12 protein-coding genes and 1 riboswitch are annotated in these 13170 nt (G+C 59.4%); of the genes, 8 read left to right on the top strand and 4 right to left on the bottom strand.

Translation table 11 applies throughout. From position 1 onward, the window contains the following. The first annotated feature begins 50 nt into the window (after positions 1-50). Positions 51-581: a hypothetical protein gene (locus tag BCM02_RS17405; RefSeq protein ID WP_148930388.1), complete on the top strand. Its 531-nt coding sequence runs from the start codon at positions 51-53 to the stop codon at positions 579-581. Positions 582-647: 66 nt separating this feature from the next. On the opposite strand, the gene fabV is transcribed toward BCM02_RS17405, so the two are convergent. Both fabV and BCM02_RS17395 read right to left on the bottom strand, forming a co-directional pair. Continuing rightward, positions 648-1838, bottom strand: coding sequence for an enoyl-ACP reductase FabV (fabV, locus tag BCM02_RS17400; protein ID WP_148930387.1), 1191 nt, complete (start codon positions 1836-1838; stop codon positions 648-650). Positions 1839-2020: 182 nt separating this feature from the next. Next, positions 2021-3637, bottom strand: coding sequence for a glycosyl hydrolase family 18 protein (locus BCM02_RS17395; RefSeq protein ID WP_148930386.1), 1617 nt, complete (start codon positions 3635-3637; stop codon positions 2021-2023). Between the two features lie 305 nt (positions 3638-3942). On the opposite strand from BCM02_RS17395, the gene BCM02_RS35320 reads away from it, so the two are divergent. Both BCM02_RS35320 and BCM02_RS35315 read left to right on the top strand, forming a co-directional pair. Beyond that, positions 3943-4107, top strand: a complete 165-nt coding sequence (locus BCM02_RS35320; protein WP_187434269.1) for a hypothetical protein — start codon at positions 3943-3945, stop codon at positions 4105-4107. 191 nt (positions 4108-4298) lie between these two features. Further along, positions 4299-4391, top strand: a riboswitch (cyclic di-GMP riboswitch). 77 nt (positions 4392-4468) lie between these two features. Beyond that, complete coding sequence (locus BCM02_RS35315; RefSeq protein WP_187434268.1) at positions 4469-4630, top strand: hypothetical protein; 162 nt, start codon at positions 4469-4471, stop codon at positions 4628-4630. Positions 4631-4806: 176 nt separating this feature from the next. Here the strand turns inward: BCM02_RS35315 and BCM02_RS17390 are convergent, their stop codons facing one another. Further along, positions 4807-7668 (bottom strand): polysaccharide lyase family 8 super-sandwich domain-containing protein, encoded by a 2862-nt coding sequence (locus BCM02_RS17390; RefSeq protein WP_246183423.1) that lies wholly within the window; start codon positions 7666-7668, stop codon positions 4807-4809. Between the two features lie 429 nt (positions 7669-8097). On the opposite strand from BCM02_RS17390, the gene BCM02_RS17385 reads away from it, so the two are divergent. From BCM02_RS17385 to BCM02_RS17375, 4 genes are all read left to right on the top strand, one after another. Next, a complete protein-coding gene (locus BCM02_RS17385; RefSeq protein ID WP_148930384.1) occupies positions 8098-9264 on the top strand; it encodes an MFS transporter in 1167 nt (388 codons plus the stop codon). 186 nt (positions 9265-9450) lie between these two features. Continuing rightward, positions 9451-9699: a hypothetical protein gene (locus BCM02_RS36000; protein ID WP_246183422.1), complete on the top strand. Its 249-nt coding sequence runs from the start codon at positions 9451-9453 to the stop codon at positions 9697-9699. Beyond that, on the top strand, positions 9699-10208 hold the full coding sequence (locus BCM02_RS35995; RefSeq protein ID WP_246183421.1) for a PstS family phosphate ABC transporter substrate-binding protein: 510 nt from the start codon (positions 9699-9701) through the stop codon (positions 10206-10208). Before BCM02_RS36000 ends, BCM02_RS35995 begins: the two co-directional genes overlap by 1 nt. Positions 10209-10450: 242 nt before the next feature. After that, entirely contained in the window at positions 10451-10654 is a 204-nt protein-coding gene (locus BCM02_RS17375; protein ID WP_148930383.1) for a hypothetical protein, read from the top strand. Between the two features lie 100 nt (positions 10655-10754). Here BCM02_RS17375 and BCM02_RS17370 read toward each other — a convergent pair whose 3' ends face one another. After that, positions 10755-11867: a glycoside hydrolase family 88 protein gene (locus BCM02_RS17370; protein WP_148930577.1), complete on the bottom strand. Its 1113-nt coding sequence runs from the start codon at positions 11865-11867 to the stop codon at positions 10755-10757. Between the two features lie 247 nt (positions 11868-12114). Here BCM02_RS17370 and BCM02_RS17365 point away from each other — a divergent pair, with 247 nt between their 5' ends. Next, complete coding sequence (locus BCM02_RS17365; RefSeq protein ID WP_187434267.1) at positions 12115-12993, top strand: AraC family transcriptional regulator; 879 nt, start codon at positions 12115-12117, stop codon at positions 12991-12993. Positions 12994-13170: the final 177 nt, after the last annotated feature.

Genomic DNA, 13170 nt, shown 5'->3' with positions numbered 1-13170 from the left:
GAGAGAATAGTATCGCGCGAATTGTCGCGATATTAGAGAGGCGATGAAAGATGATTCAACTGTTGCCCTTTACCCGGCGCTCGTTCGTCATCGGCGCTTGCGCGCTGGCTGCTCTGCTTGGCGTCGTTATATGGTTTGATCGCGCGGACCCGATGAGGAATGACGGATTGACGACTTACACCGATCCGGTCGGTCGCTTCAAGATCTATACGATTATGTTGATGAACGAGAGCCGCCATGACATCAAGCTGCAAAGCGTGCAGGTCAACGACGGCGAAATGCCCATGATCGCGCAGCTGGGCGTTACATATGGATCCGGACATCAGGTTCAGTACATTGGCGATCAGACCGATCCCGCGATCCGATTCATGGAACTCAGGGCATTACCGATCCGGCCGAAGGCGTCGGAAGAAGAAATCCGGGCTATCATCGCCGATCGCTCGCCTACGCCGACGTATTACGGCGTGATGTTTCGGTATGATCGAGAGCCCGTCCGTCAGGTAACGATCCGCTATACGTATTATGGCCTGCCCAAAGTAAAGCATATCCGCAGCTGGTTTGAGTTCGAGGTTCCTTTTTAATTTTAAGGTCGCACGAACTAAATAAAAATGTTCCCCGCCACCCGGCAGGGAACATCTATATTCTTGCTACCGCAAATTCACAATCGCCACATCCGGATTCACATCCGCCTCGTAATCGACGCCGTCCGTCTCGAAGCCGAACAGCTGGAAGAACTCGCGCCGGTAGCCTTCCAGGTCGGATAGCTCGTACACGTTCTCGGTCGTCAGCGCCGCCCATAGACGCGCCACCTCGGCTTGCACGTCTTCGCGCATTTCCCAATCGTCCACGCGAATGCGGCCTTTTTCGTCCACGGCCGCGGAATCCGCGCCGTACAGACGCTCCGCGAACAGCCGGTACATTTGCTCGATGCAGCCCTCGTGGCTGCCTTTTTCTTTCATCACCTTGTAGAGCGCCGAGATATAGAGCGGCACGACCGGGATCGCCGAGCTCGATTGCGTGACGAGCGCCTTGTTGACGGAGACGAAGGCTCGTCCGCCCGATGCGCCGAGCTGCTCGTTCAAGCGGATCGCGGTCGTTTCCAAGTCATCCTTCGCGCGCCCAATCGTCCCTTCGCGGTATACCGCATGCGTGATTGCCGGCCCGATGTAGGAGAAAGCGACCGTTGTCGCGCCATCGGCCAATACGCCCGCTTCCTGCAATTCGTCGATCCACATCTGCCAATCTTCTCCGCCCATGACCGCGATCGTCTGGCGGATCTCGTCATCCGTCGCCGGTTCGATCGTCGCAAGCGAGACGTCGCCGGAATGGAAGTTAACGGTCTTGTTCGTGTAGATGTCGCCGATCGGCTTAATGACCGAGGTGAACGTCTCGCCCGACTTCGGATGCGTCCGGCGCGGCGACGCGACGCTGTAGACGACGAGATCGATTTTGCCCAGCTCGGCGCGAATGAGGTCGATCGTCTTCGTCTTGATCTCATCGGAGAAGGCGTCGCCGACGACGCTGAACGAACGGCGTCCGGCTTCGGCGGCCGCTTGCTCGAACGCCGCGGAATTGTACCAACCGGCCGATGCGGTGCGGGCGCCTTCGGCGGCCTTGTCGAAATATACGCCGATCGTATCCGCTCCGGCCGCGAAGGAGGCGACGATGCGGGATGCGAGTCCGTAACCGGTCGACGCGCCGATGACGAGCACGCTGCGCGGGCCTTCGATCGCGGGTTGTCCTTGGATATACTCGATTTGGCGCTGGACTTGGCGGGCGCAGCCCTCCGGATGCGCGGTCGTGCAGATGAAGCCGCGTGTCTTCGGTTGGATGATCAATTGGAACAATCCCTTCTATACAGGAGTGGAAGCGGGGTTTCCAAGATGACGGGGTCTATCGTTATTGTACCGATTCGGAGTTGGTAATGGAAGCCTTTCCATTTCGACGCTGATCGGCATGGATACGCAAAAACCCTCCCGCGAGCGGGAGGGCGACAGCATTTCCGATATAAGAAATCGTATTATTGCAGGCTTTGGTGGAGCGCGCCGAGCAGCTCGCCGTTCGTCGTATCGTAGCCGAGCGACCAAATCATGGCACCGGCGAGATTTTGACTCTTAATGTATGCCGCTTTGTGGCCGATCGATTCCGCGTCGTCGTAACTGATGAACGTACTGCCGTTCCATAGGTAAGGTACCTTGGAGTCCGCATTGAAATAGCGCGTGTAGCCGTTCAGTCCGATAAAGGACGATTTCAGGTCCGCATACGTGACGGAACCGCCGCCGGAGTACGTTTGGTAGAGGCCGCTGCCGGCGCTCGCGACGTTCGTGTACTTCGTGCCATAGAACGGGATGCCCATGACGATTTTGTCCGCGGGGACGGCGGCCTTCAAGTAGAGCGCGATCGCGTCGCTCACGCTCGTTTCCCATGTGAATTTGCTGGCGGGGTCGCGGTAGAGCGGCGCGTTAAATCCGGTCATCGTCTCCCACGTGCCGTGGATGTCGTAGCTCATCAGGTTAATGTAGTCCGAGATGGCGGCCAGCTTGGCGATTTCGACGTTGTTCAGGTAGGATCCGCCGACGGCGGAAGCGAACGTCAGCAAATAGGTTTTGCCGTCTTTGAGGCTTTGGGCGTTCAACTTCTCGCGCAGCTTCTGCATGAGGAGCGTGAAATTCGTCTTGTCTTCCGGGCGGTTGATATTGCCCGCGGCGCCGCCGGCAACCGGATATTCCCAGTCGATGTCGATGCCGTCGAAGCCGTACTGGACGATGAACTGGACCGCGCTCGCGGCGAAAATTTCCCGATTCGTTTCGTTCAGCGCGGCATTCGAGAACTGGGCAGATCCGCCCCAGCCGCCGACCGAGATCAGCGTCTTCAGATGCGGGTACTTTTGTTTGAGTTTCAACAGCTGATTGAAATTGCCGTAGAACGGATCGGTGGTCAGTTCGTTCGGGAAACGCTTCTGAATATCCGCGTACGGATCGCTCGGCACGACTTTTAAATCGGCGCCGACGTTCGCGAACGCGTAGTTGATGTGCGTCAGCTTACTGCCGTCGATCGAGGCGATCTGCAAGCCGTTATACGTCGACCAACCGGTGTAATACCCGACGACGCGTTTGCCGGTCGCTGCGACGGATGGGGATGCCGTGGTTGTCGCGGTCGGCGCCGCTGATGTCGTTGTTTCAATAGCCGTTCCTGTCGTTGTTGTTGTTGCTGCCGCATCCGTGGAGACGGTCGTCGTGGTCGTCGCGGCGACCGCTGTCGTGACGGTCAGCGTCGCGCTTGCCGCGGACACGTTCCCAGCGGCGTCAGCAGCTTTTACGATAAACGAATATTTCGTCCCCGCTAGCAGGTTGTTCACGACGTAAGCGGTCGTCGTGGCCGATCCAATCTGGACCGTTCCGCGATAAACAAGGTACTTGGCAATGCCGACATTGTCGGTCGACGGCTTCCAGCTCAGCTGGAGGTTGGACGAAGTAACATTAAGCGCGGTCAGGCTCATCGGCGCGGTTGGCGCCAGTCGATCCTTCGGAGCGGCCGACACGTGGGTGCCGGCGAGCGCGAACACGAATGAGAGCAGAAGCAAAGCGAGGAAACGGGCATAGCGGCGTGTCGGCATGATCTGTGGCTGACTTGACATGATGTCCCTCCGATAGGTGGCGTGGGGCGTTGCTAGATTGATAGAGTCAGTATAGCAGCAGAAATCCAATGTAAATATATATCGGAGTACCCTTGGCAAAATGAATAGAGGGGAATATCAGAAAGGTTTCAAGCTTCCGAGGTACTAGTTCGCGAGAAGGGATGTCTGCCAAAATCGCGGTATCGCCGTTGCTTCCTGCATTTCCCGGTTTGTCGAAAATGCGGGGTTTCGCGTATAAGACAACAATTGGCAGCGGACACTACAGGGTGAGCATTGGGAATTGAAAGCGAAAGGAGGTTGGGGCGGTGGTAGACAAGGCGACTCTCTTCGGCGACAACCCGGAAATGGATGAATTCGGCATGCTTCATGCCGGCATCGCGGATACGCACCGTACGCGAGCGTCGGAACAGCCGACAGAGGCGCGGCAGCATGTTGCCCCTGGCGACGCCGACGAGCTGGAATTGAAATAGGATGGCACATAATGGCATGCATGGGAGCCGCAGACGGCGGTGTCTGCGGCTTCTTCGCGCTAGCTGGGGCATGTTCGTAATAAGGCGGAGGCATCTGTCTGGAAAATTGGCGGCATAGCATACCGTGATATTCATATTTTGGGCTGGTCAAGCAGGACGTTTGTCCTGTACAATGTGGTTAAGAAGACTTACTCGATAAATGGCAAACCTGGCGAAAGCCAGCGACGCAAAGCTAGAGGGACTTGCGCGGCATGTAACAGCGCGCGTGTCAGCCAGCTGCCGAAGGGAAGCGATCCGCGTTCTTCCTTTTCCGGGCTAACATGGAAGAGTGGTTTTCGAACCAGAACGAGGAGGAATCGGAATGAACGAACAATTAATGCAAGAAGCGCCAATGGTCACGTTAAGCGAGCTGGTAGGGGACGCGAACGTCCGGGAACTGCTGGACAACATGCAGGCGATGACGAGGCAGGAGCTTGAAGATTTGATGGATTCGTTGGAAGTGCTTGCGCTGCATGCGTATTGAACGTTGCGAACCATGTCATAGATGAATCGAGGAACAGCCGCATTCGCGGCTGTTTTTTGTTGTGGCATAGGCCGGTTAGCTGAAACCGTACATAAAACAAGCGCGTCCTCTGCCGGAAGCGAATAACGCGCTTGATTGATCATCGTTTGTATTGTCGGTTCACCCGCGACGCCGCGCTACTGCACGAGCACGAGCGCGGGCCGGCTATCTGCGGTCGCATGTTCTTTGGAGCCGTAGTTCGCCCATCCGTTCGCCCCTTGGTTGGATGCGCCTGCAATGCGGATCGACACCTTCTTGTCGCCCGCGATGGCGGCGTTCACCTCGGCGGTGATGTCGATCATGGCGGAAGTGCCCGCCGCCGGGACGGTCCAGGATCCGAGCAGCGCGCCCGAAGCGGGCTTGTTGCTCCACGTGATCGTGCTCTCGCCCCAACTGTCGCTAGCTGCCAGATAGGCATGATGGGCGATGCCGCTCATGCCGACGCTCGTCGGCGTCAGCTGCAGCTTGGCGCTCGTAACGGGATCGCTTACGCCCGCGAGATTGAACCGGATGTAGGATTCGCGCGCATAGCCGGTGCCGTCGTTCTTGACGACGAGCGACGCATCGGCGCCGTAATTCACGCTTGCGCTCGCCCCGTCGCGAACGTAGGCATCCGCTTCGGCGGCAATATTCGTCACGACCGCGCTGCCCAGCGCAAGCTTCGCCGCGTACGATCGGCCGAGGGAGCCAGAGACGTTCACGTCCAGCTTGATCGTCGGCGCGAGCGAAACGACCATGACGCCGGGATCAAGCGACAGCGCGGACGTGGCCGTGCGGTTGATCTCGATACGGATCGTGCCTGTATTGGCCTGCGTCGGATCGGAAGCGGCGATGGCTAGTTCGCCGCCCGATTCCGTGACGGTGACGGATGCTTTCTTGTTGCTCGTCAAATAGGCCGATCCGTTCACGTTCACCGTCTTGACCGCGTCGTTCCAGAAATTCGCGCCGACTGTTCCCGACGAGACATCGCGGACGGCGTGCGCGGCCGTGGAATTTTCCAACACGGCGATATCCGGGTTCGCCGCGTACGCTGCCATGGCGGATGCGGACTTACCGGGAAGAACGGCGTACGCATATGTCGCGCCGCTTGGGTTGTTCCCGTGATTGAAGGAAAGGCTTAAGAACCGGTTCGTCACCTGCGCCGCGCTCTGTCCCGTATTGACCTGGCTCCACGAACCGGTGCGCGTCTCGCGCAGGCCGCTGACCGCAGAAGGCGTCGGGAAATAGTATCCGATATCCGACCCGGCCGCGCTGCCGGCGAGATGGGCCCAGCTGACGTTCGTCATTGCCTCGCTCCAGCCGGATGCGATCGATTTGGCGGTGCCGTTCACCGTGAGGGCGTTCGTGCCTGCGCCGTTCAGCTTGCGGTTCTCGATGATCGTCTCCACCTTCTTGTTGTCGGTGCTCGCGATGCCCGAGCCGAGCGCCACGATTCGATCGCCGAAGAGGAACCACGATTTCTTGCCCGCGAGCGTCGTGCCCGTCACCGGCGTCATCGAGAAGTCCATGCCGACGGACGCCTGGTTACCCAGCTCGGAGCCGCCGACCCAATTGCGGTTGCCGGTGTAATGCTTCGAATTGACCGGCGTCGCGCTAACGGCGCCATCCGTCGTCGTGCCCGGGAGCCGGTACATATCGACGGTCGCCCAGTAATTGCCGCTGAATTGGCTCAAATCGCCGTTATAGAGCGAGGTCATGCCGGCGCCCGTATACCAGCCTTTGCCGTTCTCGCTGTTAATGTATTCGAAGGCCGAGATGCGGCTGGAGAACAGGGAGAGGCCAAGGGCGAACGCGGGCCGCAGCTGCACGGCGCGGTCCATGCCGGCGAAGACGTGCGTCTTCACGAGATCGTTGCCGGCCGTGATTTGGCTATCCGACATGAGCGCCTTGACGCGAACGATATCCGATACGCTCATCTCCGCATAGTAGTTGGCGAACGTCGTATCCTGCGCGATCCAGCCTTTGGCGATCTGTCGAATTTGCAGCGCCTTGTCGGCCGGAGCGCCTTCCGCCAGACGCACGAGCGAGATGATGATCGAACGTCCGGCTTCATGGTCCTCGGACTCCTCGCGGGAGATCGCGCGCCCGCGCACCATGTCCATGATCGCGCCCTTATACATGACCGGCTGGAACGATTCCGTAACCCACTTGTAGACGTTGCCAAGGTTGGCGTCCGTTACCTGCCAGGTGGAGCCCTGAAGCAGATAGAGCAGCTTGGCCATGTCGGAGATGAGCACGCTGCCATAGCTGCCCGTATACGCCACGTCCGTATGCTGGACGAACGAACCATCCGTATAGAACCCGTCGCCATCCGTCACATAGAGCAGCGTGTGGCTGATCGCGTCGCGCCCGGCGGCCAGCTTGGCGGAATCTTTGCCGACGACGCCCGCGACCGCGACGATCAGCGCCTTGTCGAGCCGGTTGGCGCCCGTCTCCGTGATGGTCGGGGAGATCGTCCGCTTCGTAGGATCGGGGCAGAACTTCTGGATCGCGTTCAAGTAATTCGTCCGCTGCGCCGCGGACAGGTCGTCGTACATCAACGTCATAATGTCGTTCAAAATGAGCGGCGTGCCGATTTCCCAATCCCACCAGTTGCCCGTCTCGCTCTTGGTCGCATTGTATTTGTTCGCATACAGCCAGTCCAAGCCGGCAATGATGTCGCTCTTGAGCGTCGCGTTATTCTGGAGGGAAGAGCCGCTTGTCGCATACGCGATCGCCATCGTCTTCAGCCGGTTATAGCTGCCGGTAATCGTACTGGAAGCCGACCAGTTGGCCAGGTCGCTCCATAATGCCGTGCGGCCGGCGGAGGTGTCGAGCGACGTCCAGAAGCCGCTTGCCTTGGCCGTCGTGGATTGAATCGAAGCGGCGATGTCCGGATCGGACGTATTCGCGTTAGCGCCGACGAGAAGCGCCTTCCATTTGGCCCGCAGTCCGTCGTATTCATCCGCCGCATGGGCGGACGGCGCGAACGAACCGAAGGTACCTCCAAGCATAAGCATGAACGCAAGCACCACAACCAATAACCGCCTTTCCGATTGACGAGGAAGCATGATCAAAACCCCTTCCTGATAATGTAAGCGCTTCCGTTCTGTTGTTCGCCAAACGCTTTCACCACTGGCGAGAAAGCCGGAAGGAAGCCGCTTATTTGTAAGATAGCATCTTCTCGAAGGGCGAGACATGCCCATTTTGCGCGAAATGTTGACCTTTTGCGCGAGATGCGGCGGCGGGAGAACGAATCGATCCCCTGATCGAATGAGCGGGGAGGAGCGAAGGCTCCAAGTCGGTCTTCTACGACGAAAGTCGGAGGCGGGCTCAGGCGAAAGTCGAAGAGGAGGTCTGACGTAAATCCGTCCTTCCGGCGATGTCTGACGGCGTATGCAGCGCTACAATTAACGTAACGATATGAACGAGTTATGGAGGAGATTGATATGGAACGATTATGGACGGGGCCGTTCGTGACGCTCACAATCGGGATGCTTGCGCTGTTTACCGGGTTTTATTTTTTGCTGCCGACGCTGCCGTTGTTTATTCAAGATTTGGGCGGCTCGCAAACGCAGGTCGGGCTCGTTAGCGGCGTATTCACGCTCACGGCCGTCTTATTCCGTCCCCTCGTGGGCGGACTGCTGGACCGGTACGGGCGTAGACCGTTCATTATAGGGGGGCTGTTGTTGTTCGCGGTGGCCATGTACGCCTACGACTGGATCGGCGGCATCGCGGCGCTGCTCGCGCTCCGCTTCCTGCATGGCGTAAGCTGGGCGATGTCGACGACGGCGGTGGGCACGGCGATAACGGACATTATTCCGCCGGCGCGACGCGGCGAAGGCATGGGCTGGTATGGCATGGCCATGACGATCGCGATGGCGATCGGGCCGATGGCAGGCTTGTGGCTGATCGAGGAAGGGTCGTTCCGTGCCGTCGTGCTCGTCGCGACCGGATTGTCCGTCCTGGCGTTTGCGCTCGCGTTCGCCGCGAAGACGCCTTTCGAGCGCTCGGCGGGACGCCAGCCGATGAAGCTGTTCGAGAAATCGCTGCTGCCGGTCACGATCGCGATTCTGTTCCTAGCGGTCGCCTACGGCGGCATCACGACGTTCCTGTCGTTGTTCGCCGTCTCGATCGGCGTGAACGCCGGACTATTCTTCCTCGTATATGCGATTGCGCTTACGCTAATCCGGCCGATGGCCGGCAAACTGTCGGACCGATACGGGGAGGCGGGGGTCATTATCCCGTCGCTGGTTGTCACGGTTGCGGCCTTGATCGTGCTAAGCTTGGCCTCGGGCGTCGCCGGCGTGGTGACGGCAGCCGTTCTCTACGGGATCGGCTTCGGCTCCGCGCAGCCGGCTCTCCAGGCTTGCGCGCTCCGGATGGCGCGTCCGGACCAGAAAGGCGTGGCGAACGCCTCGTTCTTCACGGCGTTCGACCTTGGCATCGGACTGGGCTCGATCGCGCTCGGCGGCGTGTCGCAGTTCGCCGGTTACCCGGCGCTGTTCGTCGTCTGCGCGGCCTCGGCGGGACTCTCGCTCGTCGTCTTCGTAGTCGCCGTGCGCGCGAGGCTTCCGCGCAGCCGGCAAGCCGCGGGCGAAGAGGCTGCCGTATAATCCCTATTCCTGAGCTCGACAAGCGGCGCGTCCATGCCAATCATGGATGGGCTGCTTAAAAGTTTTCCTTAAAATCGTTCGCTTTGGAAGGGAATGGAAGATAGCTGTCAAATACCATAACGTCCGGAATCGGCGCATATCGTTTCATCTGGCGTTCGGAGAATACATGGTAACGGGAGCTGTAGCATGAGTTGGTCGACTGTCGTGCGTATGAGTGTCGGGGTGCTGGCGGTGATGGTGATCGGCCTGGTCGCGTTTATCGGCTTGATCATGACGTCGCTTGGCGGCGAGCTGCCGAAGCTGGACGGGGCCACGGCGTTATACCCGCTGTACGCGGCGTTCGCGCAGGCGGTATATCTAACCGGGCGTATCCGGCCTACGGCGGCGACCGCCTTGTCACGAGCAGCGGCACCGCATCCGCCTACGAAAGTCTGATGGACGGCGAAGTCGACATGATCTTCGCCGCGGCGCCGTCCGAGCAGCAGCTTGCCATGGCGAAGCGGAAGGGCGTCAAGCTCGAGCTGACGCCGATCGGCCGCGAGACGTTCGTTTTCTTCGTGCAGGCGGACAATCCGGTTAAGGGACTGAAGTTGGCCGACATCCGGCGCATTTATAGCGGGGAAGTGAAGAACTGGCAAGAGGTCGGTGGCAAAAGCGAGGCTATTCGCGCGTTTCAGCGGCCGGAGAACAGCGGCAGCCAGACGATGCTGCAGAGCATGATGGCCGACTACCGGCTGATGACGCCGCCGAAGGAGACGGTTGCCGAAGCGATGGCGGGCATTATCGAGCAGACGGCGGATTATCGCAATTATCCGAACGCGCTCGGGTTTTCGTTCCTGTTCTATGCGACGCAGATAGTCGGGAACGGGGAGATCCGGCTATTGGAAGTGGACGGCGTGAAGCCGGACCGGGATTCGATACGCGATGGCACGTACCCGCTGTAGGCCGACTTCTATGCGGTGACGGCGGGGATAAGCAATCCGAACGCGAAGGCGCTTCTCGAATGGATCCGCTCGGAGCAGGGACAAGAGTTAGTGGAGGCGACGGGTTATACCCGCACGGCGGAACTGCCGTAAACCGGAGCATGCGCGCGTATAATATGATTATTGAAGCAACATGCCATAGCCTCCATCAGCCTTGGGCATAAATGGTGGCAAAGCGACCGGAAGGAGCGAGGATAAGCGCCATGCAAGAACGCGATACAAACAGCTGCGTCGTGCGCCGCATCGGCGTCGTCCAGGCGATAGGGCCGGCGGAAGCGTCGCTGCTTGTGAACGGGAAGACGATCTCCATAGCAGCGGCCAAGCTGGCGGCCGGAACGAACGTAGGAGCCGCCGTAAGCTGGGACGGGAAGTATTGGAAACCCGAACCGGCGGAGCGTGGAAGCTAACGGCAACGAGGCAAGAGGCCCTCTGCTCTAGCGAAGGGCCCCTTGCTGTGGGTTGCTATTGGGCGAGTATGGACTCGACCACGAGCTTAAGTACCGGCGTTTAATACATCCGATGTTTCCAGCCGTTCAGTTTGGCGAACGCTTCGGCGTAATAATAATCGCCGTAGATGAGCGAGCCGTCGACGAACTGATTTTGCGGCTTGTGGCCGGTGCCGTGACGCAGAATCGCTTCGTGTTCCGGCGCATCCCACGTCGCATATTGTTCCGTCAGCGAGCGCAAGATCCGATGCGCGGCCGCAAGGTAGGTCTGCTTCTCCTTGCCGGGCACGGCGTCCGCGATCTCGAGCAAGCCGGAGGCCGCGATGGCGGCGGCGGAGCTGTCCCGCGGCTCTCCTTCGAAGCCGTCGAGCCGGAAGTCCCAATAGGGGACATGATCGTCCGGCAGCGAAGCGACGAAATAATGGGCGATCCGTTTGGCCGCGTCCAGGAAGCGCTCGTCCCCGCTATGGCGGTACGTATTGGCGAAGCCGTGCAGCGCCCATGCCGTGCCGCGGCTCCACGAGGAGTCGGCGGCGGCGCCTTGCCCGCCGAGATTCTCCAGGTATTCGCCGCTGCTCGGATCGAACGACAGTATATGCTTGACCGAGCCATCCTCCCGAACGCCATGCCGGAGCGTCGTCTCGGCATGACGGATCGCGATATGCCGGTAACGCGGATCGCCCGTCGTCTCGCTGGCCCAGAACAGCAGCGAGATGTTCATCATGCAGTCGACGATCGCCCAGCCGTAATGATCGCCGTTCCAGGCGCGGATGAAGCCGCCGGCCGGATTGTATCGGGCCGCGAGATAATTGGCGGCGACGAGGCCGCGCCGCTGCCCTTCCTCATCTCCGGTCAGCTTATGTTTCATCACGGCCGTCGCAAGGAACTGGAAGCCGACGTCGTGATGAATATTGCCGCTCGTGCCGGAGAACCACCGCTCCAGCGTCTCGTCCCACTGCCAGGCGGCGTCCCGGTACTGCGGGCCGCCCGTCATGTCGTGCATGAGCCAAAGCAATCCCGGCCAGAAGCCGCTCGTCCACCAATCGGTGCCTGTGCTGTCATACTTGCCGTCCTTGCCTGCAAAATGCGGACATTTCTCGCCGATCTGGCCGATCATTCGCGTTACTTTATGATCCAGCCGTTCCATTACGTTAGCAATATAAGCGCTATCCATCATCGTATTCTCCTCCTTTAAATGAAGTTCAAAAAGCCGACCATTCAGCACCGAGAAGGTTAATGCGCACCGGACTTCGAGCCTGAACGCAAGATTCGATGCCGCGTTACACCTTGATCCGCTTCGTGATCAATTGGCGACTTTTAGAACGACCTTTCATGGTTCCTATTGTAGCGGGAGAAGGGTAACGGAAGTTATACTAGAATGTAGTAAAATGTTGTGCGATTGCGCATTGTGGGGGCCAACGATGAAAAGGCTTTTCGATCCGATCCTCTTCGACGGGAAACGGGACACGTGGTTTTACCGGTCGTACAACGACCGGGATTTTAACGGATTCTACCACTGGCACCAATGCTGCGAGCTGCTGTTCGTCCATGAAGGCCATGGCCGCGTCGTGCTGAACCGCCAGAGCTACGAGATTCGCCGAGGCATGCTGTTCTTCTTCCAGCCTTACCGGCTTCATCACGTGCATGCCAACGTCGGCGAAGACGCGCCTTATGTTAGGTCGGTGCTCTATGTGGATCCGGCGGCGCTAGCGGCCGCGCTTCAGGCGCTCCCGCGACGTTCGGCTTTCTTCGGGGAGTTGGTCCAAGGCCGGGACGCGCAGGCTGTCTATGACTTAAGCGGAATTGCATCGCTGGTCGAATGGATGTTCGAGCGTTATGAGCAGGGAAGGAGACTTCAGGCCGGGGACGCGGGGCAAGCCGAGGAGCTGACGGTGCTGATGCTTCAGCTGCTGCAAGCGATGGAGGACGCAGCGGAGAAGGCGCCTGAAGGCCTCTCGCAAGCCGGGCAGCTGGAGCCGCTGCGAACGCCTCGGTATTCGGAACGCGTCATGCAGTGGATCGAGCAGCATTACGCGGAAGAATTTTCGCTCGGGCGGATGGCGGAGGAGCTGCATCTGTCGAAGTTCTACGTCTCTCGGCTGTTCCGCCAGGAGACCGGCAGCAGCATTACGGATTACTTGACGGCGCGCAGGATCAAGCACGCCTGCCGGCTGCTCCGGACGACCGCGCTGCCGGTGGAGCGGATCGGCGCGGAGGTGGGATTGCCGAATCCGTCGTATTTCATCCAGCTGTTCAAACGGGAGGTCGGGCGGACGCCGCTCAAGTACAGGAACGGTTGAACGCCGCGCCTTCCAATAAAAAAAAGCGACCCGCCAAGGCGGCGGGTCCAGTGCCCTTGCTATCTCATCGCCAGCGGGATTGTGCGGCTTGTGATCGAGTGTAGCGCCGATTCCTTAAACCAACCTGAACGCCAGATGAGAAATGGATAAAAAAAGCCGCGCGGCCTGAAGAAGGCC

This window comes from Paenibacillus methanolicus (assembly GCF_008124765.1).
GTDB lineage: Bacteria > Bacillota > Bacilli > Paenibacillales > Paenibacillaceae > Paenibacillus_Z > Paenibacillus_Z methanolicus.
This window is presented reverse-complemented; position numbering and strand designations above follow the sequence as displayed.